At 71.7% G+C, this 20,712-nt stretch carries 14 protein-coding genes; 4 read left to right on the forward strand and 10 right to left on the reverse strand.

Annotated elements, in window-relative coordinates; genetic code table 11:
* Positions 1-39 precede the first annotated feature (39 nt).
* Positions 40-5,007, reverse strand: a complete 4,968-nt coding sequence (locus ACFYUZ_RS30060) for an NAD-glutamate dehydrogenase (RefSeq protein WP_389314471.1) — start codon at positions 5,005-5,007, stop codon at positions 40-42.
* A gap of 430 nt (positions 5,008-5,437) precedes the next feature.
* Here ACFYUZ_RS30060 and ACFYUZ_RS30065 point away from each other — a divergent pair, with 430 nt between their 5' ends.
* The gene (locus tag ACFYUZ_RS30065) at positions 5,438-5,992 is read left to right on the forward strand and encodes a DJ-1/PfpI family protein (protein WP_190160270.1); all 555 of its coding nucleotides are present in this window, start codon (positions 5,438-5,440) and stop codon (positions 5,990-5,992) included.
* Positions 5,993-6,245: 253 nt separating this feature from the next.
* Here ACFYUZ_RS30065 and ACFYUZ_RS30070 read toward each other — a convergent pair whose 3' ends face one another.
* Both ACFYUZ_RS30070 and ACFYUZ_RS30075 read right to left on the reverse strand, forming a co-directional pair.
* Positions 6,246-6,902 carry an HAD family hydrolase gene (locus tag ACFYUZ_RS30070; RefSeq protein ID WP_389314473.1) on the reverse strand — a complete coding sequence of 219 codons (657 nt, stop codon included), beginning with the start codon at positions 6,900-6,902 and terminating at the stop codon, positions 6,246-6,248.
* A gap of 45 nt (positions 6,903-6,947) precedes the next feature.
* Positions 6,948-7,454, reverse strand: coding sequence for a DUF6912 family protein (locus ACFYUZ_RS30075; protein ID WP_093875832.1), 507 nt, complete (start codon positions 7,452-7,454; stop codon positions 6,948-6,950).
* A gap of 275 nt (positions 7,455-7,729) precedes the next feature.
* Between ACFYUZ_RS30075 and ACFYUZ_RS30080 the strand changes: the two genes are divergently transcribed.
* Complete coding sequence (locus ACFYUZ_RS30080; RefSeq protein WP_389314475.1) at positions 7,730-8,242, forward strand: Rv3235 family protein; 513 nt, start codon at positions 7,730-7,732, stop codon at positions 8,240-8,242.
* A 70-nt stretch (positions 8,243-8,312) separates the two neighbouring features.
* Here ACFYUZ_RS30080 and secA read toward each other — a convergent pair whose 3' ends face one another.
* Positions 8,313-11,120: a preprotein translocase subunit SecA gene (secA, locus tag ACFYUZ_RS30085; protein ID WP_389314477.1), complete on the reverse strand. Its 2,808-nt coding sequence runs from the start codon at positions 11,118-11,120 to the stop codon at positions 8,313-8,315.
* A gap of 239 nt (positions 11,121-11,359) precedes the next feature.
* Between secA and ACFYUZ_RS30090 the strand changes: the two genes are divergently transcribed.
* Together ACFYUZ_RS30090 and ACFYUZ_RS30095 are read left to right on the forward strand one after the other, a co-directional pair.
* Positions 11,360-11,950, forward strand: a complete 591-nt coding sequence (locus ACFYUZ_RS30090) for a GNAT family N-acetyltransferase (RefSeq protein ID WP_389314479.1) — start codon at positions 11,360-11,362, stop codon at positions 11,948-11,950.
* A gap of 30 nt (positions 11,951-11,980) precedes the next feature.
* Entirely contained in the window at positions 11,981-13,171 is a 1,191-nt protein-coding gene (locus ACFYUZ_RS30095) for a winged helix-turn-helix domain-containing protein (protein ID WP_389314481.1), read from the forward strand.
* 23 nt (positions 13,172-13,194) lie between these two features.
* Here the strand turns inward: ACFYUZ_RS30095 and ACFYUZ_RS30100 are convergent, their stop codons facing one another.
* The 6 genes from ACFYUZ_RS30100 to mtrA form a co-directional block, all read right to left on the reverse strand.
* A complete protein-coding gene (locus ACFYUZ_RS30100) occupies positions 13,195-13,947 on the reverse strand; it encodes a response regulator (RefSeq protein ID WP_389314483.1) in 753 nt (250 codons plus the stop codon).
* A gap of 209 nt (positions 13,948-14,156) precedes the next feature.
* Positions 14,157-14,837 carry a ribosome hibernation-promoting factor, HPF/YfiA family gene (gene hpf, locus ACFYUZ_RS30105; protein ID WP_389314485.1) on the reverse strand — a complete coding sequence of 227 codons (681 nt, stop codon included), beginning with the start codon at positions 14,835-14,837 and terminating at the stop codon, positions 14,157-14,159.
* 321 nt (positions 14,838-15,158) lie between these two features.
* Positions 15,159-15,938: a ComF family protein gene (locus ACFYUZ_RS30110; RefSeq protein WP_389314487.1), complete on the reverse strand. Its 780-nt coding sequence runs from the start codon at positions 15,936-15,938 to the stop codon at positions 15,159-15,161.
* Positions 15,939-16,097: 159 nt separating this feature from the next.
* Complete coding sequence (locus ACFYUZ_RS30115) at positions 16,098-17,861, reverse strand: LpqB family beta-propeller domain-containing protein (RefSeq protein ID WP_389314489.1); 1,764 nt, start codon at positions 17,859-17,861, stop codon at positions 16,098-16,100.
* Positions 17,862-17,952: 91 nt separating this feature from the next.
* Complete coding sequence (mtrB, locus tag ACFYUZ_RS30120) at positions 17,953-19,971, reverse strand: MtrAB system histidine kinase MtrB (RefSeq protein ID WP_389314491.1); 2,019 nt, start codon at positions 19,969-19,971, stop codon at positions 17,953-17,955.
* Position 19,972: 1 nt separating this feature from the next.
* Positions 19,973-20,650 (reverse strand): two-component system response regulator MtrA, encoded by a 678-nt coding sequence (gene mtrA / locus ACFYUZ_RS30125; RefSeq protein WP_010356958.1) that lies wholly within the window; start codon positions 20,648-20,650, stop codon positions 19,973-19,975.
* Positions 20,651-20,712 lie beyond the last annotated feature (62 nt).

Raw genomic sequence — 20,712 nt, forward strand, 5'->3', positions numbered from 1 at the left:
AACACCGGCGGGGCCCTTCCTCATCGCTCGTCTACGCGACTAGCTGTGCGAGCGGAGCAGCGTCCGCATCGTCCGCATCGCCACCGACAGGTTCGCCAGGTCGAAGGTGTCCGAACCCTGGATCTCCTCCAGGGTCGTCCGCGCGCGGCCCAGGATCGCCGCGTTCTTCTCCTCCCACTCCTTGAACCGCTCCTCGGGGCTGGTCGTGCCGTTGCCGACCGTCAGGACGTCGGCGGTCAGCGCCGCGTGCGCCGCGAAGAGGTCCTCGCGGATCGAGGCACGGGCCATCGACTGCCACCGGTCGCTGCGCGGCAGCTCGATGATCCGGTCCATCAGGTCGGTGATCCGCAGCCGGTCGGCCAGGTCGTAGTAGACCTCGGCGACCGCGAGCGGCTCCTTGCCCATCCGGTCCGCGATCGCGACGACGTCGAGGATCGGGAAGGCGGAGGAGAAGCCGGCGACGCGCAGCGCGAGCTCCTCCGGCACGCCGACCTCGGTCAGCTCGTCCAGGATCGACTGGTACCACTCCAGGTCCGAGCCGCGCAGCAGCTGCGGCAGCTGCGCCCAGACCTCCTCGACGCGCTCGGCGAAGAACTCGATGGTCTCGCTGAGCTGGAGCGGCTGCGGCCGGTTGTTGAGCAGCCAGCGGGTGCCGCGCTCGACGAGCCGGCGGGAGTGCAGCCGCATCCGGGTCTGGACGTCGGCCGGCACCTGGTTGTCGAGGGCCTCGACGGCGTCCCAGACCTGGCCGAGGCGGAAGACGACCCGGGCGGCGGTCTGCGCGCGGACGATCTCCTCGATCGACGCCCCGGTCTCCTCGCGGAGGCGGTGCAGGAAGGTCGAGCCACCGGTGTTGACGGTGTCGTTGACCAGGACCGTCGTGATGATCTCGCGGCGCAGGGCGTGGTTGTCGACGGCCTCGGTGAACTTCTCGCGCAGCAGCGTCGGGAAGTACGCGTGGAGCAGCCCGCGCAGGTACGGGTCGTCCGGCAGCTCCGTGCCGATCAGCTCGTCGGCCACCGTGATCTTGGTGTACGCGAGGAGGACGGCGAGCTCGGGCTGGCTCAGGCCCCGGCCGTTGTTGAGGAGCTCGCGGATCTGCCGGTCGTTGGGCAGGAACTCCAGCTGGCGGTCGAGCGCCCCGTCGCGGCCCAGGCGGCGCATGAAGCGCTGGTGGGCGTGGAGCAGGGAGGGCGACTGGGCGACGGCGTTGGCCAGGGCGGTGTTCTGCGCGTAGTTGTTGCGCAGGACGAGCGCGCCGACCTCGTCCGTCATCTCCGCGAGGATCTTGTTGCGCTGCTTGACGGTCATGTCGCCCTCGGCGACGAGCCCGTTGAGCAGGATCTTGATGTTGACCTCGTGGTCGGAGGTGTCGACGCCGGCGCTGTTGTCGATCGCGTCGGTGTTGACCTTGCCGCCCTGGCCCTCGGGGCCGCCGGAGCGGGCGAACTCGATGCGGCCCAGCTGGGTCGCGCCGAGGTTGCCGCCCTCGCCGATGACCTGGGCGCGGACGTCCTGGCCGTCGACGCGGATGGCGTCGTTGGCCTTGTCGCCGACGTCGGCGTTGGACTCGGCCGAGGACTTCACGTACGTGCCGATGCCGCCGTTCCACAGCAGGTCGACGGGCGACTGCAGGATCGACTTCATCAGCTCGGCCGGGGTCATCTTGGTGACGCCGTCCTCGATGCCGAGGGCGGCCCGCATCTGCGCGTTGACCGGGATCGACTTGGCGCTGCGCGGGTGGACGCCGCCGCCCGCCGAGAGCAGCGAGGTGTCGTAGTCCGCCCACGAGGACCGCGGCAGGTCGAAGAGCCGGCGGCGCTCGGCGTACGAGACGGCCGCGTCCGGGGTCGGGTCGATGAAGATGTGGCGGTGGTCGAAGGCGGCGACCAGGCGGATGTGCTCGGAGAGCAGCATGCCGTTGCCGAAGACGTCGCCGGACATGTCGCCGACGCCGACGACGGTGAAGTCCTCGGTCTGGGTGTCGTGGCCCAGCTCGCGGAAGTGCCGCTTGACGGACTCCCAGGCGCCGCGGGCGGTGATGCCCATGCCCTTGTGGTCGTAGCCGGCGGAGCCGCCGGAGGCGAAGGCGTCGCCGAGCCAGAAGCCGTACGACTCCGCGACCCCGTTGGCGATGTCGGAGAAGGTCGCGGTGCCCTTGTCGGCGGCGACCACCAGGTACGTGTCGTCCTCGTCGTGGCGGACCACGTCGACCGGCGGCACGACCTCGCCCGCGACCAGGTTGTCGGTGATGTCGAGGAGCGCCGAGATGAAGGTCTTGTACGAGGCGATGCCCTCGGCCAGCCAGGCGTCACGGTCCACGGACGGGTCCGGGAGCTGCTTGGCGACGAAGCCGCCCTTGGCGCCGACCGGCACGATGACGGTGTTCTTCACCATCTGCGCCTTGACCAGGCCGAGGATCTCCGTACGGAAGTCCTCGCGGCGGTCGGACCAGCGCAGGCCGCCTCGGGCGACCTTGCCGAAGCGCAGGTGGACGCCCTCGACGCGCGGGGAGTACACCCAGATCTCGAAGGCCGGGCGCGGGGCCGGCAGGTCCGGGATGGCCTGCGGGTCGAACTTCATCGACACGTAGGAGTGCGGCTCGCCGTCCGCCGCCGTCTGGAAGAAGTTCGTCCGCAGCGTCGCCTTGATGACGGTGAGGAAGGACCGCAGGATCCGGTCCTCGTCCAGGCTCGCGACCTGGTCGAGGGCGCCGTCCAGCTCCTCCAGGATGCCGTCGATCAGCTCGGTGCCGGCGCGCTGGCGCTCCGGCGCCATCCGGGCCTCGAAGAGGGAGACGAGCAGCCGGGTGGTGTGGACGTTGTCGCGGAGGGTGTCCTCCATGTAGTCCTGGCTGAAGGTCGCCCCGGCCTGGCGCAGGTACTTGGCGTAGGCGCGCAGCACCATCGCCTCGCGCCAGGTGAGCCCGGCGGAGAGGACGAGCGAGTTGAAGTTGTCGTTCTCGGCCTGGCCGGTCCAGGTGGCGGAGAAGGCCTCCTGGAAGCGCTCGCGCGCGTCGTCGCCGAGGTAGTCCCCGCCGTTGCCGGTCGCGGCCGGCATCCGCAGACCGAAGTCGTAGATCCAGGCGTGGGTGCGGTCGGCGCAGCGCAGCTCGTACGGGCGCTCGTCGGTGACCTCGACGCCGAGCCGGTTGAGGACCGGCAGGACGGCGGACAGGGAGATCTGCTCACCCGTCTTGTAGATCTTGAAGCGGCGCTCGCCGGGGCCCGCGGCGACCGGCTCGTAGAGGGAGAGCGCGAAGTCCTTGCCGCTGGCGGCGAGGGCCTCCATGCGGACCAGGTCGGCGACGGCGGCGCGCGGCGAGTGGTCGGCCTTGTAGCCCTCGGAGAAGGCGCTGCCGTAGCGGCGGAGCAGCTCGGCGGCGCGCTCCTCGCCGAACTCGGCGTTCAGCGCCTCGCCGAAGCCGTCGGCCCAGGAGCGGGCGGCCTCGACGAGCCGGGCCTCGATGCGGTCGACGTCGGCGTCGGTGAGCTTCGCCAGCTCGGTGCCGGGCTTGACGCGGACGACGAAGTGCAGCCGGGAGAGGATCGACTCGGTGTTCCAGGCGGTGAAGTCGACGCTGGTGCCGTCGAGCTCCTCCTTCAGGATGTCGATGATCCGCAGCCGGACACGGGTCGTGTAGCGGTCGCGCGGCAGGTAGACGAGGGCCGAGTAGTAGCGGCCGTACTCGTCCTGGCGCAGGTAGAGCCGCAGCCGGCGCCGCTCCTGGAGGTACAGGACGCTGGTGACGACGGACTGGAGCTGGTCGGCCGGGGTCTGGAAGAGCTCGTCGCGGGGGTAGGTCTCCAGGATCTGGAGCAGGTCGCGGCCGTCGTGGCTGTTCGGCGAGAAGCCGGCGCCCGCCAGGACCTCCTGGACCTTGCGCTTGACGACGGGGACCCGGCGGACGGACTCGGTGTAGGCGGCGGACGAGAAGAGGCCGAGGAAGCGGCGCTCGCCGATGACGTTGCCCTCGGCGTCGAACTTCTTCACACCGACGTAGTCGAGGTACGAGGGGCGGTGCACGGTCGCCCGGCTGTTGGCCTTCGTCAGGATCAGCAGCTTGTGCTCGCGCGCCTTGGCGCGGGCGTCGGCGGGCAGCCGGCTGAAGGAGGGCGAGACGGGGTGGGCGTGGTGGCCCTGGTCGTCGGCGCCGTGCTGCGGGTCGGAGCGCAGGATGCCGAGGCCGGTGCCGGGCACGGCGGACAGGGCGTCGCCGTTGACCAGCTCGTACTCGCGGTAGCCGAGGAAGGTGAAGTGGTCGTCGGCGAGCCAGCGCAGCAGCTCCTGGGCCTCTTCGACCTCGGTGGGCCGCAGGTCGGAGGCGGTGGGCTCGGCCGGGAGGCCGTCGGCGATGCGCAGGGCGGCGTCGCGCATCTTGTCCCAGTCCTCGACGGTCTCGCGGACGTCGGACAGGACGCGCAGCAGGTCGTTGGTGATCTGCTTGAGGTCGGCCTTGTCGGTCTCGCGGTCGATCTCGACGTGGATCCAGGACTCGGTGAGCGCGTCGTGCGGCAGCTCGCCGTGGATCTGGGCCGACAGGACCTCGATGAGCTTGCCGGTGACGTCACGGCGGACGAGGACCTGCGGGTGGATCACGACGTGGATGCCGCGGCCCTGACGGGACAGCTCGTTGGTGACGGAGTCGACGAGGAAGGGCATGTCGTCGGTGACGACCTCGACGACGGAGTGGCTGCTGGTCCAGCCGTTCTCCTCCACCGTCGGGGTGTGGACGCGCACGTTCGCGGTGCCCTGCGGGCGGTTCTCCGCGAGCCGGTAGTGAGAGAGCGCGGCGCCGAACACGTCGACCGGGTCGCGGTCGGCGAGGTCCTCGGGCGCGGTGTGCAGGTAGTAGCGCTGGAGGTAGTCGAGCACGGTGTCCCGGTCCGGACGCGCCTCCGCGCCCTCCGGGCCCGTGGGAAGTCGCCCCCCGACAGGGCTGTGCTCAGCTACCCGAGCGGCCCTCTCGAGCAGCTCGGCCTTTGCTTCGTCCAGCTTGGTCTGCATGTCCTCTGACTCCTGTCGCGCGCCGTTGCGTGACGTCGGTGGAAGAAGGGACACAACGCCACGACGCGGTGATTGCGGTCGAAGTCGACGCTATGCCCGGATGAGAGATGCCCGGGCCGTTATCGGCCACGGAACGTGGCGCGCCCGGACGGAGGGGATCGGCGAACGCACGCTCGACCCGGCCGCTGTCGCGGACCGGGCGGCAGCCGGGGGCTTCGCTGCCCCCACGGCGTATCGCGCTGATCACGGGAAAAGCCTATCGCCCCCGACCCCCGAACCGTCATGAGCCGTATGCGTACAAAAGAGCGGGGGAAGTTTGACGCTTTGGACAGCGACACATGACCTCTTGGTAAAGCGCCCCGCCGACGTCGACCCGTACGCGAGCATGGGCGCAGCACGACGGACCGACCATCTGTGATCTGGGAGAGCCATGGCGAAGATCCTGATCGTGACCGGGGACGCGGCGGAGTCGCTGGAGGTGATGTACCCCTACCAGCGGCTGCTCGAGGAGGGCTACGAGGTCGACATCGCCGCCCCCGCCCGCAAGCAGCTCCGCTTCGTCGTCCACGACTTCGAGCCCGGGTACGACACGTACACGGAGAAGCCGGGCTACACCTGGCCCGCCGACCTGGCCTTCTCGGAGGTCGATCCGGGCGATTACGTGGCGGTGGTGATCCCGGGCGGCCGCGCGCCGGAGTACCTGCGCAACGACCCGGAGCTCCGCAAGATCCTCAAGGCCTTCTTCGACTCCGACAAGCCGGTGGCCCAGATCTGCCACGGCCCGCTCCTGACGGCGGCCGTCGGCAGCCTGGAGGGCCGCCGCGTCACGGCCTACCCGGCCCTGGAACTCGACATGCAGGCGGCCGGGGCGACCTTCCAGGACAGCGCGGCCGTGGTCGACGGCCTCCTGGTCTCCTCCCGGGCGTGGCCGGACCACCCCACCTGGATGCGCGAATTCCTGAAGGTCCTGCGCGCGAAGGGCTGACGCCCCCCCGTCGCAGCGGCCTGCGGGCATGCGCCCGCCGAGCGGTGGCGGTGCTCTGCGGGCATGCGCCCGCCGAGCGGTGGCGGTGGTCTGTGGGCATGCGTTCCGCCGGGGCGGAACGGGTGGGCACAGACCGCCCACCGAGCCGCACCCGGCCGGCCTCTGCCTGCCCACCACCGGACAGAAACCGCTCGCGGGGCGGAGCCCCAGAGGCCCCGCCCCACAGGGGCGAAGGCCCGCAGGGGCAAAGGCCCTAGACCAGCTCCTCCGCGACGGCGACGGCCTCCTCCAGGGAGTCCACCACCGGCACCCCCACCCGCGCCAGCGAGGCCCGGCTGTGCGACCCCCCGGTGTACAGCACCGCCCGCGCCCCCACGTGCGCCGCCGCCACCGCGTCGTCCGCCGCGTCACCGATGACGACGACGCGCTCGGCCGGGACGGCAAGCGCGGCCAGATGCCGCACCATGTGCCCCGACTTCCCGTCGGTCGAGGTGTCGGGCCGCCCGTCCACACGGACGAACCGTTCTGCGATCCCGTACCGCCGCACGAGAGGCACGAGATCCGCGTGCGGCGCGAGCGACAACAGCGACTGCGTGGCCCCGGCCGCCTGCCGCGCCGCGAGCAGCTCAGCCGCCCCGGCGGTGAGCCCGCACGCCTCGGCGCGCACCCAGTAGTGCCGGTGGAAGGCCCCGTCCATGACGGTCCACTCCTCGTCCGTCGGCAGCCGCCCCATCAGCCGCTCGTAGAACTTCGGCACCGGCACCGTGTACAGCTCGCGGTACCGCTCCAGCGTGAGGGACGCGAGCCCGAGCTCGGCGAAGGCCGCGTTCGTCGCGCCGATCACCGCGTCGATGTCGTCGAGCAGCGTGCCGTTCCAGTCCCAGACCAGGTGTTTTCCGTGCTTCCCCATGGAGAGACGGTACCCGGCCCCACCGACACGGACGACGGGCGGGCGTCAGCCCAGCAGCGCGGGGATCTCCTGCACGCCGAACCACAGCAGCTCGTGGTCCTCGGCCCCGTCCACGACGAACTGGGCGTCGTCGTCGCCCTGGTCCGCCGCGCCCAGCGCGCCCGCCGCCGCCGTGACGTCCGCCTCGGCGTCGTCCGCGTCGGCGTGCACGGCCGCGGCCTTGGCCAGCGGTACGGCTCCGGCGATGCGGACCTCGCCGATGGAGCCGCCGTCGAGCCCGCGGTCGGGGTCGACGGTCGCGTCCTTGTCGGCCACGTCGACGGCGACGACGATCCGGCGCCGGGGCGCCTCGGGGTCGCCGGCGAGGAGCCGCAGGGAGGCGGAGGCGGCGCGGTTGAGCGCCGCGTACTCCAGCTCCTCGATGTCGTCGGAGACGTACCACTCGCGCAGCGCGGGGGTGACGGCGTAGGCGGTCAGGGGGCCGGGGCCAAGCTCGCCCGTCTTGTGCGCCTGTGCGAGACCGGGGAGGGTCAGGGGGATGTAGACGCGCATGGCAGGCCGCTTTCGTAGACGGAGAGGCCCTCAGGATACGTGCGGAGTCCCCCTTCGGGGTGGCGGGCCCGCATCGTCGTCCGTCCACCGGGGAGGGCCGTCCACCGAGGCGCCGGAGAGCCGATTTCCGACCGCGTCACCCTGATAGGTGATCCGTTTCCGGAAGCGCCCCGCCACGGCGACGTCCTTGCGGGGCCCCGGAGTCCGGCCGTACAAGATCCCCAACGGAAGTTACCGACTGGTATCACTCGGTTACGCAGCGACAGGGGACCGCCATGAACACCACGCTCACCGCCACGCCCTCCCCGCTCCCCCGCCCCCGCACGGCCCCCCGCGGCCCGGCCGGCACGCGCCCGCGCGGTTCCGCCGGATCCCGGCCGCGCGGCGCCGCCGGCCCCCGCCCCCGCACGCCCGCGCAGGGCGGCCCCTCCGGCACCGCGCCCCGGGCGCTCCCCCCGCACACCGTCTTCGCCGAGCGCCTGCTCGCCGTGCTGAGCGGGGAGCGGCCCGTCCACTGGATGCTCGGCCACACCGTCGGCGACGCGTACGAGCAGCTCGTGCGGCTCGCCCCCGAGACGCCCCTGCGCTCGCTCGGCCCCCGCCCGGTCCTGCGCCGCTGCTCGGTCCAGGTGCGCTCCCCGCAGGCCGTCGTCGAGGCCTTCGCGACCATCGCCACCGGCGCCCGGGTGCGGGCCATGGCGTTCCGTCTGGAGCGCGGCGAGGACCAGCGCTGGCGCTGCGCCGCCGTGGAGCTGGACGGACTCGGCGCGGCCGCCCGGCACCCCTGACGAGGGCCGCCCACGCCGAAGGGGTCGGCCGCCCACCGGGCGACCGACCCCTTTCACGTCCCTCAGGACGTCACTTCTTGCGGCGACGCCCGCCGCCGGCGTTCTTCTGGGCCTTGCGACGCTCGGCCCGGGTCATCCCGTCGCCCTCCATGTCGTCGGAGGCGAAGTCGCCCTCGACGACACCGCCGTCCCCGTCCACGGTCGGCGCGGAGAAGTGCAGCCGGTCCGGCCGCTGCGGGGTGTCGAGCCCCTTGGCGCGGATCTCCGGACGCCCGGCCGCGGCCGGAACGGCGTCCTCCTTGGCCGGCGACGGAGCGGAGGCCTGCACCGGGACCTCCTCGACCTGCTGCTCGACCTGGACCTCCAGGTTGAACAGGTAGCCGACGGACTCCTCCTTGATGCCCTCCATCATGGCGGTGAACATGTCGAAGCCCTCGCGCTGGTACTCGACCAGCGGGTCCTTCTGCGCCATGGCGCGCAGGCCGATGCCCTCCTGGAGGTAGTCCATCTCGTAGAGGTGCTCGCGCCACTTGCGGTCGAGGACGGAGAGGACCACGCGCCGCTCCAGCTCGCGCATGATGTCCGAGCCGAGCTGCTTCTCGCGCGTCTCGTACTGCTCGTGGATGTCGTCCTTGATGGACTCGGCGATGAACTCGGCGGTGATGCCCGCCCGGTCCCCGGCCGCGTCCTCCAGCTCCTCCACGGTGACCTTCACCGGGTAGAGCTGCTTGAAGGCGTTCCACAGACGGTCGAGGTCCCACTCCTCCGCGAAGCCCTCGGCGGTCTCCTGGCGGATGTAGTCGTCGATCGTGTCGTCCATGAAGTGCTTGATCTGCTCGTGCAGGTCCTCGCCCTCCAGGACGCGGCGGCGCTCGCCGTAGATGACCTCGCGCTGCCGGTTGAGGACCTCGTCGTACTTCAGGACGTTCTTGCGGGTCTCGAAGTTCTGGGTCTCGACCTGCGACTGGGCGGAGGCGATGGCGCGGGTGACCATCTTGTTCTCGATCGGCACGTCGTCCGGCACGTTGGCCATGGCCATCACCCGCTCGACCATCTGCGCCTTGAAGAGGCGCATCAGGTCGTCGCCGAGCGAGAGGTAGAAGCGGGACTCGCCGGGGTCGCCCTGACGGCCGGAGCGGCCGCGCAGCTGGTTGTCGATACGGCGCGACTCGTGGCGCTCGGTACCGAGGACGTACAGGCCGCCGAGCTCCTTGACCTCCTCGAACTCCGCCTTCACGGCCTTCTCGGCGCGCTCCAGGGCGCCGGGCAGGGCCGCGGCCCACTCCTCGACGTGCTCGACCGGGTCCAGGCCCGCCTGGCGCAGCTCGGCCTCGGCGAGGTCGTCCGGGTTGCCGCCGAGCTTGATGTCCGTACCGCGGCCGGCCATGTTGGTGGCGACGGTGACGGCGCCGCGGCGGCCGGCCTGGGCGACGATCGTGGCCTCGCGCTCGTGGTGCTTGGCGTTGAGGACCTCGTGCGGGATGCCGCGCTTGGCGAGCTGCTGCGAGAGGTACTCAGACTTCTCGACGGAGGTCGTGCCGACGAGGACCGGCTGGCCCTTCTCGTGCTTCTCCGCGATGTCGTCGACGACGGCGGCGAACTTGGCGACCTCGGTCCGGTAGATCAGGTCGGACTGGTCCTTGCGCTGCATCGGCTTGTTCGTCGGGATCGGGACGACGCCGAGCTTGTAGATCTGGTGGAACTCGGCGGCCTCGGTCATGGCCGTACCGGTCATGCCGGAGAGCTTGTCGTAGAGGCGGAAGAAGTTCTGGAGGGTGATCGTGGCGAGCGTCTGGTTCTCGTCCTTGATCTGCACCCCTTCCTTCGCCTCGATCGCCTGGTGCATGCCCTCGTTGTAGCGGCGGCCGGCGAGGATACGGCCGGTGTGCTCGTCGACGATCATGACTTCGCCGTCCATGACGACGTAGTCCTTGTCCTTCTTGAACAGTTCCTTCGCCTTGATGGCGTTGTTCAGGTAGCCGACGAGCGGGGTGTTCACCGACTCGTAGAGGTTGTCGATGCCCAGCCAGTCCTCGACCTTGGCGACGCCCGCCTCGTGGATGGCGACGGTGCGCTTCTTCTCGTCGACCTCGTAGTCGCCGGTCTCCTCGATGCCCTTGAGCGGGTTGCCGGGCTCGCCCTTGCTCAGCCGGGTGACCAGCTTGGCGAAGTCGCCGTACCACTTGGTCGCCTGGTCGGCCGGGCCGGAGATGATCAGCGGCGTACGGGCCTCGTCGACGAGGATGGAGTCGACCTCGTCGACACAGGCGTAGTTGTGGCCGCGCTGGACGAGCTCGTCCTTGGACCACGCCATGTTGTCGCGCAGGTAGTCGAAGCCGAACTCGTTGTTCGTGCCGTACGTGATGTCGCAGGCGTACTGCTCGCGGCGCTGGGCCGGCGTCATGTTGGCCAGGATGCAGCCGACGGTCAGGCCGAGGAACTTGTGCACCCGGCCCATGAGCTCGGAGTCGCGCTCGGCCAGGTAGTCGTTGACCGTGATCAGGTGGACGCCCTTGCCGGAGAGCGCGTTGAGGTACGCCGGGAGGGTGCCCACGAGGGTCTTGCCCTCACCGGTCTTCATCTCGGCGACGTAGCCGAGGTGGAGGGCGGCGCCGCCCATCAGCTGGACGTCGTAGTGGCGCTGGCCGAGGACGCGCTTGGCGGCCTCGCGGACGGTCGCGAAGGCCTCGGGCATCAGGTCGTCGAGGCTCTCGCCGTCGGCGTACCGCTGCTTGTACTCCTCGGTGAGCGCCCGCAGGTCGGCGTCGGAGAGGTTGACGAAGTCCTCTTCGATGGAGTTGACCTGGTCCGCGATGCGGTGCAGTTTGCGCAGGATCTTGCCTTCGCCTGCACGCATGAGCTTGTTGAAGACGGACACTGAGGCTGGTCTCCTTGCCGGTCGGGCCTGGCACTGGGTCTTGTGATGGACGCGAGCGCGGGCACGGCAGGTGGTCCCCACCGCAACGGCCATCGTAAGCGAGACCGCCCTCACACAGGGAGGCCCGCAGTGCCCGAGCCGTACGCCCGCCCGTAAAGAGAACGCACGAGGTGGGCGGAAGGTGCCGCCCCACCCGAAAAGTGTTCGCTTCCGGTCCCCGGGGTCACCACAATCCCGGCATGGATCCCATCATCCTCACCACGGACCGCCTGCGGCTCCGCGCCTTCGTCCCCGAGGACGCCGACGTCGTGCACGAGATCTGCCAGGACCCCGACATCCTCCGCTGGACGACCGTCCCCGACCCCTACCGCCGCGAGGACGCCGAGTTCTTCGTGCACCGGCTGGTCCCGGACGGCTGGCGGGAGGACACCGAGTACACCTTCGCCGCCGAACCCGTGGAGGGCGGCCCGCTGCTCGCCGCGGCCAGTCTGAGCAGCCGCGGCCAGGGCGTCTGGGAGATCGGCTACTGGCTGGCCAAGGAGCATCGCGGCGCCGGCCACATGACCGAGATCGTCCGCGCCCTGGCCCACTGGGCCTTCACCGGGCTCGGCTGCGTCCGCCTGGTCTGGCGCGCCGAGGTCGGCAACACCGGCTCGCGGGCCGTCGCCGAGCGGGCCGGCTTCGTCGTCGAAGGCGTGCAGCGCGCGGCCCTGGCCAACAAGGGCACCCTCCGGGACGGCTGGGTCGGCGCCCTGCTCCCCTCCGACTTCGGCCTGCCGAGCCCCCTGCCGTACCTCCCGGCGCCCGGGCGTCCGGCCGGGGCGGTGTGACTGTCGGTGCCGGGGCCTAGGGTGCGGTCCATGACGACTGCGCCGCGCCCCGCCGCCGAACTGTCCGCCGACGAAGCCCGCAGGATCGCCCTGCGCGCCCAGGGATTCCTGGGCGCGCCCGACCGCAGGGCCGGGGTGCGCGGGGTCCTCCGGTCGCTCGGCCAGGTCCAGCTCGACACCATCTCCGTCCTCGCCCGCTCCCACGAGCTCATCCCGTACGCGCGGCTGGGCGCCGTGGGCCGCACGGCCGTGGAGGACGCGTACTGGACGGCTGGATCCGATGGCGCGCCTCCGGCACGACCCAACGCCTTCGAGTACTGGTCGCACGCCGCCTGCATCCTGCCCGTCGAGGAGTGGCCGCACTTCGCCTTCCGCCGCCGCGCCTACCGCGACCGGCCGCACTGGGGGCACGAGCTGTCGGCCGGTGCGTACGCGAAGGTGATCGACCAGCTGCGGGACCAGGGCCCGCTGACGGCGACCGAGCTGGGCGGCGCGAAGAACAAGGGCGAGTGGTGGGACTGGTCCGACAGCAAGATCGCCGTCGAGCGGGCCCTGATGTACGGCGAGGTCGTGGTCACGGAGCGGCGCGGCTGGAAGCGGGTCTACGACCTGGCCGAGCGGGCGATCCCGCAGGCGCTGCTCCACGACGAGCTGGACGACGCCGAGTGCGTGCGGCGCCTGGTGCGGCAGGCGGGCGAGGCCCTCGGCGTGGGCACGCGCGCGGACATCGCGGACTACCACCGGATCAGGGGCGAGCAGTTCGACGCGGTGGTCGAGGCGGCGGGTCTGGTGCCGGTGACGGTGGCGGGCTGGGGGAAGCCCGCCTGGGCGGATCCGGCGGCGCTCGCCGCCGAGCCGCGCGGCCGGCACCGGACGACGCTGCTCTCGCCCTTCGACTCGCTGATCTGGGAGCGGGCGCGCACGGAGCGGATCTTCGGCTTCACGCACCGGCTGGAGGCGTACGTGCCGAAGCAGAAGCGGATCCACGGGTACTTCGCGATGCCGGTGCTCGCCGGGGGCCGTCTGGTCGGCCGGGTGGACCCGGCGCGGGAGGGCCGGACGCTCGTCGCCCGGCAGGTGACGCTCGACGGCCCCAAGGCCGTGCCGGCGGTGGCGCGGGCCCTGCGCGAGGCGGCCGAGTGGGTGGGCTGCGACGCGGTGACGGTGGAGCGGGTGGACCGCCCGGAGCTGGCGAAGGACCTGGTGGCGGCCCTGGGTTAGCCGGGCCGGGCCTCCGGGCCGGGCTAGCGGATCTCGAGGATCTTCTCCCGCATCGCGTAGACCACGGCCTCCATCCGGGAGTGCAGCTGGAGCTTCTCCAGGATGTTCCGCACGTGGTTCTTCACGGTGTTCTCGGAGATGAACAGCTCCTTGGCGATGTCCCGGTTGTTCATGCCGGTCGCGACGAGCTTGAGGACCTCCAGCTCGCGGTCGGTCAGCCGGGGCGCGGGCACGAGCCGGCGCTCGTCGGTGCGCTGGATCATCGACTTGAACTCGGTGAGGAGCTTGGACGCCATCGACGGGCTGATCTGCGACTGCCCGTCGGCGACCGCGCGGATCGCGGTGGCGACCTCGTCGGTGGAGATCTCCTTGAGGAGGTAGCCCGTGGCCCCCGCCTTGATCGCCTCGTAGAGGTCGGCCTCCTCGTCGCTGATCGTCAGCATGATGATCTTCGCGCTGGGGGCCACCTCCTTGATGGAGGTGCACGCCTCGATGCCGCCGCGCCGGGGCATCCGTACGTCCATCAGGACGATGTCGGGGAGCAGATCGGCGGCCTTGTCGACGGCCTCGGCGCCGTCACCGGCCTCGCCGACGACCTGGATGTCCTCCTCCTGGGCGAGGACGATCTCGAGTCCGCGGCGGAAGAGGGCGTGGTCGTCCACGACGAGAACCCGGATCGGCTCCTTGCGGAATGTTCCGCTGTCCGATTCCGATCCCTCCGGGACCGCACCACCGTGCTCGCGCTCGCTGAGCACCGGCCCGAAGCTGTCCGCCATCGTTCCTCCCCCTGAAGGCCGTGGCCTGAATTCGTTTCCGGTCCTCCAACCCGTGCTCGACCGGCACCGGTTGGCGTGCACGCCATGATTTCATGCCCGGGCGGCGGCGGGGGTGCTCCGCGGGCGCACGGGGGTGCCCCTGGGGGCGCGAATCGCGCTCCAGGGGCACCGAGAGGGACACCTGTTCGGAGGCGGCGCGGTGCGGCGGGTCAGCCGCCGAGCGCACCGCCGGCGCCGCCGCCCTCGGCGAGCGGGTCGCTCTCCAGGTGGATGACGCCGTAGTCGTAGGCGTGTCGTCGGTAGACGACGCTCGGCTGCTTGGTGTCGGAGTCGACGAAGAGGTAGAAGTCGTGCCCGACCAGCTCCATCTCGTAGAGCGCCTGGTCGAGCGTCATCGGTGCGGCCCGGTGGGTCTTCTCGCGGACCACGAGCGGGCCCTCGCCCTGGACCTCGATGGAGCCCATCATCGTGGTGGGCACCTTCTCGGTCTCGTCGACGGCCAGTTGGCCGTCCCCGTTGAGCTTGGCGGCACCGGGCACCACGTCCCCGACCTCCGCCGCGGACAGCCGGCCGTTGCCACGCCGGGTGTATCGCTTGTCGTGCTGCTTGCGCAGTCGTGCCTCGAGCTTGTCGCTGGCGAGGTCGAGCGCTGCGTACGGGTCGCCTGCCGCCGCTTCCGCCCGGATCACCGGGCCTCGGGAGTGGAGGGTGATCTCCACGCGGTCGGACCGGTCGGCCTGCCGCGGGTTGTGCTCCTTGGACACCTCGACGTCGAGGCTGATCACCTTGCCGTCGAGCTTCTGGATCTTCTCCAGCTTCAGCTTCTCGGCCACGTGCTTGCGGAACCGCTCGGGCACCTCGGTCTTGCGGCCCTTGACGACGATGTCCACGCAGAACTCCGTTCCCGGATCGCCCTGATCGGCTCCTTGGCCGCCGGGCATCTCCCTTTGCACCAGACTCCGGTGGTGTCACCGGAGCTCGGACTTGGCGACTTCGCCTCTCCTCCTGCCCAGTCGACAAGATCTCCACCCCATCGACAAGAGGTTAATTCGCCCTGAACTCCTGTCCTGTAGGCGCAACCATGTATTCGCCGAGGCGATGGCATTCGCCATTCCTCACAACCGAACATAGCCCCTTCGGACGGGTGTCGGCACCCGCTACCGCGACATACCTCCGTACGGGTGCTTTCACCTCTCACCACCTGCAACGATTCAAGTTTCCGGCGAGTTCCGGTTTATTTCGAACGAAGCGGGAGAGGATGCGATCACAGCCGCCGCCCGCTGTTCGATTCCGCGCTGCGCCGAACCGGTCGGTAAGCCGTGCGCCATTCCGGGAATGAACGGAAGGTGTACGGCTCCGAGGGCGCGCGCCGCCTCCGCGAGCGAAGCGCCCGTGGTCATCAGGTCGTCCACGAGAACCACCCTCCCCGCCGTCAGGAGCCGCGCTCCGCCCGGCACGACCTCCAGCGCCCCCGACAGGTTGGCGAGGCGCCCACGCGCCCCGAGCCCGGCCTGGTCCGCCACGTACCGCCGCTGCCGGAGCACGGGCACGACCCGCGCCCGCCTCCCCGACCGCCGCAGCCGGGCCGCCGCGGCCAGCGCGATCCGCCGCGTCGGATCGTGGCCGCGCGCCCGTACGGAACGCCGCGAGGAGGGCACGGGCACCAGGAGCAGCGGCCCGTCCGCCGGCCCTGGCCCGGGCCGGGCAGCGGCCGCCACGGCCCCGGCGAGGGCGCCGCCCAGGGGCCCGGCGAGCGTGAGGGCCCCGCGCTCCTTGTGGGCGAGGAGCAGCTCCCGTACGGCGTCGGCGTACGGCGCGGCGGCGTGGACCACGGGCAGCCCGGCGGGCTCGGGCGCGGGCCTCACCCTGCGCGGCGGCGCCCCGGCGAGCGCGTGCGCGCATGCCGCGCACAGCTCCGTCCGCGGTCTGCCGCAGCCTCCGCAGGCGACCGGCAGCACCAGCCCGGCGATCTCGCGCCACCACCCCCGCATGGCTCCACTGTGCGCCTCCGGACCCCTCCCGGCCACCCCTGTGGAAAACCGCCCGCGGAGCCCCGAGTACGTCAGGTACGGCCCTGCGGCGGGGTCACGGCGGGACCGCCCCGGGCCGCCCCCGGCGGTGTCTCCCGGCAGCGCCTCCCGGAGCGCGTGCTAGCCGGGGTAGACCGGCGAGAAGCCCTTCTTCGCCACCGGCTGCCAGTTCGTCCCCGGCGCCAGCCGCACGATCCCGTCGTCGCCGGAGTCGGCCACCACCGGCACCGTGTCCTTGTGCGGGGCGGTCACCGAGGTCACCCCGTTCAGGCCGGGGAGCACGGAGGTCGTCGAGGTCGAGCCGTCGGTCTGGAGGTAGCGGATCTGCTGCACGCCGCCCGCCTCCTTGCCGACCACGACGAGCCGGCTGGGGCCGGCCCAGGAGACGGCCGTGACCGACTCCATCCGGGGCGCGGCGGGCTGCAGGTCCAGGACGGAGACGACCGGCTCCTCACCCGTCGTCTGCCGCTGGATCCGCCCGATCTGCAGGGTCGTGCGCTCGCCCCGCGTGACCACCAGCGCGATCCGCACGCCGTCGGCGGAGACCCGCAGCGACTCGATGCGGGCGTCGTCGCCGAGCCACGGAGTGCGCACCTTGACCGGGTGCCCGGTGCCGTCCGGCACCATCCACAGCCGGGGCGCGGCGGGGTCCCGGTCGGCGACCCACAGATCCCCCCTGCCGTCCCAGCTGGGCGCGGACAGCCGGTCGGCCGGGCGGGCGGCCCCGCTGGTCAGGACGGGCGGCAGCGCGTCCTGCTCCGTGGTGATGGAGGAGACGAACAGCTCGCGACCGGTCTGCCCGACCCCGGCGGCCCGGGTCTCGCCCCGGTCGACGGCGACCGAGCGGAGCGGCACCGTGCCCTTGCCGAACGGCCCCGGCACCTCGACCGGCGCGTTCGCCTCCTTGCCGCCGACCAGGAGCATCATCAGCTTGTTGTGCTCGTCGACGAAGTACGGGTGCTCCTCGCGGTCGGTGTTCCGCACCGCCGCGAACTCGAGCGCCTGCCCCTTGCCCAGCCGGCACAGCGACTGCCCGCCCGATCCCAGGAGCTCCACCTGCTCGACCCGTACGGAGGTCAGGTCGCCCAGCGTGAACAGCAGCTGCGCCGCCATCCGCCGGCACGCCTCGCCGCCGGCCCGGTCCGCCTTGCGGTTGAGCGGCACCCTCAGCGTGGACTGGTCGTCCGTGGTCAGGGTGGTGACGCCGGCCTTCAGCTCCGTACCGGAGGGGAACTGCGAGTCGACGGCGGGCTTCAGCCAGTTCGTCGGGCCCTCCAGCAGGGCCTTGACCGTCTGCGTCACCGTGTCCATCCGGGTGACGGGGTCCTGCCGCTGCCGGATGTAGACGGGGTCGGCGACGACCCAGTCCTCCCCGGAGGCGAAGTAGTACTTGTTGACCGAACGGTAGTTGCGGAGGAAGTCGGCCTCGCCGAGGACCAGGCCGGGCGGGAGGCTGTCGATGCGCCACTCCTTGCCCTTGCCGTTCGCCGACGGCTGCTGCACGACGTGGATCGACTGCAGGTACTCGGTGGGGCTGTTCGGCTGATAGGCGTGGCGGGCGTCCACGGTCGCGATCTTGCGGCCGGAGAGCGGGAAGGCGCGCCCCCGGTTCTCGGGGTCGGCGTTGCGGTCGGCCTGCTCGCGGTCGGGCGCGGTGGTGAGCACGGTGATGCTCTGCTCCGGCCTCCAGTCCTGCGCGGCCTTCTTCGTGAGGTACTTGCGGGCGGTGGCGAAGCCGGGGTCGTCACTCGTCATGGCCTCCAGGAAGCCGTCGACGATCTCGTCCGGGTCCGCGTTCTCCCGGGGGGCGACGGCGTAGACCCGCACCTGCGAGTCGCCCGTGCCGGCGCCCCTCACCGCCTGCACCTCCCCGCTGTCGGGCATCGTCGCGCACCCGGTCACCAGAAGCCCCCCGCACGCGGCGAGGACCACCGTGCGTGTGCTCCGTCCCCGCCCCGCGTGCTCCGCTCGGGAGTCAGCGCCCACGTGTCCCGTCCTCCCGCTCCAGATGTCCGTTCCCCCCGGCCGTCGCCGGGCCCGTCCCCCCGCCGTCGCCGTCCGGCGCCGGCCGCGCCACGACCCGTGCGCCGCTGCCGGGCAGCGCCGTCGGATCGACGGTCGCCCGCGGCGGGGCGGGCAGCCTCGGCGGTACGGCGAGCGCCGACCGGTCGCCGACGGCCTGCGCGGGCACGGCCGTGAGACGGCCGCTCTCCCGGTCGCGTCCGGCGGCGGTCTGCTCGCGGTTGCGCCGGGAGTCCTCGGGCTCCAGCGGGATCGGGGATCCCCGCAGCGGCTCGTCCGCGGTACGCGGCAGGGTGAGCCGGAACTGCGAACCGCCCCCCGGCTCGCCCCAGGCCTGGAGCCAGCCGCCGTGCAGCCGCGCGTCCTCCACGGCGATCGACAGGCCGAGGCCCGTGCCGCCGGTGGTGCGCGCGCGTGCGGGGTCGGCGCGCCAGAAGCGGTTGAAGACCCGGGTGGCCTCGCCCGGCTTGAGTCCGACGCCGTAGTCGCGGACGGCGACGGCGACGGCCCCGCCGGCGGCGGCGAGCTTCACGACCACGTCCCGGCCCTCGCCGTGCTCGACGGCGTTGACGACGAGGTTGCGCAGCACCCGCTCGACGCGACGGGCGTCCGCCTCGGCCACCACGGGCTGCTGGTCGCCGAGGACCACGATCCGGGTGCCCTTGCGCTCGGCGAGGGGTTCGGCGCCGCCGATGACGCGGCGGACGACCTGGCGCAGGTCTATCGGCTCGGCTTCCAGGGCGGCCGCGCCCGCGTCGAAGCGGCTGATCTCCAGGAGGTCGGAGAGCAGCGACTCGAAGCGGTCGAGCTGGTCGCCGAGGAGTTCGGCGGAGCGGGCGGTGATCGGGTCGAAGTCGACGCGGGCCTCGTGGATGACGTCGGCGGCCATCCGGACCGTGGTGAGCGGGGTCCGCAGCTCGTGCGAGACGTCGGAGACGAAACGCCGCTGCATCCGCGACAGCTCCTCCAGCTGCTGGATCTTGAGCTGGAGGTTGGAGGCCATCTTGTTGAAGGCCTCGCCGAGGCGTGCGATGTCGTCCTCGCCGGTGACCTTCATGCGCTCCTGGAGGCGGCCGGCCGAGAGCCGTTCGGCGATCCCGGCGGCCATCCGCACGGGCGTGACGACCTGGCGCACCATCAGCCAGGCGATGGCGCCGAGCAGCACGACGACGAAGAGCCCCGCGGTCGCCAGGGTCCCCTTGACCAGGGTGAGGGAGTCCTCCTCCTGGCTCAGCGGGAAGAGGTAGTACAGCTCGTACTGGTCGCCGTCGGCGTCGTTCAGCCGCTTGCCGATCACCAGGCCCGGCTCGGACGCCTTGCCGCTGGTGTAGTGGATCCGCGTGAACTTCTGGAAGGTGCCGGTGCCCTGCGCGACCGAGTGCCGCAGGTCGGCGGGGATGCTCGTGGGCGGGTCGACCTCGCCGGAGGCGCGGGCGCCCCGGCTCGCGGTGTCGCTGGTGTCGAGGGAGAGGGCGACCACGTTGAACGCGCTCTGGCCACCGCTGGCGAGCTGCTCGACCAGCGTGGAGCGCCAGTTCACCGAGGCACCGGCCCGCACGCCGTCCTGCTGACCGGGCGCGGAGGGGGTGGTCGCCGCCCGGTCCTGGGCGGCGGAGAACCCTCCGGCGGCCTGGCTCTGGGCGGCCTTCTCCTTGGCGTCGAGCAGGCCGTTGCGGACCTGCCCGATGACGACGATGCCGAGCAGCAGCACCACTCCGAGCGACATGAGCAGGGTGCCCGCGACGATCCTCAGCTGGAGGTTCCGCCGCCACAGCCGCACGGCGGGCAGCAGCGGGCGGCGGACCCAGCGCGCGAAGAGCCGGAGGACCGGCCCGCCCCGCGCACCGTCCTGGAGGAGCCCTCCGCCGCGCAGCAGACGGCCGAATCGCGAGCCCCCCCGCCCCGGTCCGGCAGTCCGCCCCGTACGGACTCCCGGATCCCCGGGCTTCGGAGCAGCGCTGCCCTCACTCATGTCAGCTCGGCCCCGCCTTGTAACCGACACCGCGGACGGTCACCACGATCTCCGGGCGCTCGGGGTCCTTCTCGACCTTCGAGCGCAGGCGCTGGACGTGCACGTTCACCAGCCGGGTGTCGGCCGCGTGCCGGTAGCCCCAGACCTGCTCCAGCAGGACCTCACGGGTGAAGACCTGCCACGGCTTGCGCGCGAGCGCGACCAGCAGGTCGAACTCCAGCGGGGTCAGGGCGATGGACTGCCCGTCCCGCTTCACGGAGTGCCCGGCCACGTCGATGACGAGGTCGCCGATGGTGAGCTGCTCGGGAGCCGGCTCCTCGGACCTCCGCAGCCGCGCCCGGATGCGGGCGACGAGCTCCTTCGGCTTGAACGGCTTCACGATGTAGTCGTCGGCGCCGGACTCCAGGCCCACGACCACGTCGACGGTGTCGCTCTTGGCCGTGAGCATGACGATCGGCACACCGGACTCGGCGCGGATGAGCCGGCACACCTCGATGCCGTCCCTTCCGGGCAGCATCAGGTCCAGCAGCACCAGATCGGGCTTGGCCTCTCTGAAAGCGGCAAGCGCCTTGTCACCGTCCGCGACGAACGACGGCTCGAACCCTTCACCCCGCAGCACGATGCCGAGCATCTCGGCCAGTGCGGTGTCGTCGTCGACGACAAGAACGCGTCCCTTCATATCGACATCATCCCATTTCCGTATCAGTCCTGAGGCGGCTGGTGAGATACCTCACTGACCTG

Source organism: Streptomyces sp. NPDC004266 (assembly GCF_042874095.1).
Lineage (GTDB): Bacteria > Actinomycetota > Actinomycetes > Streptomycetales > Streptomycetaceae > Streptomyces.

Bases quoted from the DNA above. Each gene is read 5' to 3' on its own strand.
- ACFYUZ_RS30060 (WP_389314471.1), bottom strand. From the start codon at position 5,007: ATGCAGACCAAGCTGGACGAAGCAAAGGCCGAGCTGCTCGAGAGGGCC.
- ACFYUZ_RS30115 (WP_389314489.1), bottom strand. From the start codon at position 17,861: ATGCCCGACAGCGGGGAGGTGCAGGCGGTGAGGGGCGCCGGCACGGGC.
- ACFYUZ_RS30095 (WP_389314481.1), top strand. From the start codon at position 11,981: ATGACGACTGCGCCGCGCCCCGCCGCCGAACTGTCCGCCGACGAAGCC.
- ACFYUZ_RS30070 (WP_389314473.1), bottom strand. From the start codon at position 6,902: ATGGGGAAGCACGGAAAACACCTGGTCTGGGACTGGAACGGCACGCTG.
- mtrA (WP_010356958.1), bottom strand. From the start codon at position 20,650: ATGAAGGGACGCGTTCTTGTCGTCGACGACGACACCGCACTGGCCGAG.
- ACFYUZ_RS30090 (WP_389314479.1), top strand. From the start codon at position 11,360: ATGGATCCCATCATCCTCACCACGGACCGCCTGCGGCTCCGCGCCTTC.
- ACFYUZ_RS30065 (WP_190160270.1), top strand. From the start codon at position 5,438: ATGGCGAAGATCCTGATCGTGACCGGGGACGCGGCGGAGTCGCTGGAG.
- ACFYUZ_RS30075 (WP_093875832.1), bottom strand. From the start codon at position 7,454: ATGCGCGTCTACATCCCCCTGACCCTCCCCGGTCTCGCACAGGCGCAC.
- mtrB (WP_389314491.1), bottom strand. From the start codon at position 19,971: ATGAGTGAGGGCAGCGCTGCTCCGAAGCCCGGGGATCCGGGAGTCCGT.
- ACFYUZ_RS30110 (WP_389314487.1), bottom strand. From the start codon at position 15,938: ATGCGGGGGTGGTGGCGCGAGATCGCCGGGCTGGTGCTGCCGGTCGCC.
- ACFYUZ_RS30100 (WP_389314483.1), bottom strand. From the start codon at position 13,947: ATGGCGGACAGCTTCGGGCCGGTGCTCAGCGAGCGCGAGCACGGTGGT.
- ACFYUZ_RS30080 (WP_389314475.1), top strand. From the start codon at position 7,730: ATGAACACCACGCTCACCGCCACGCCCTCCCCGCTCCCCCGCCCCCGC.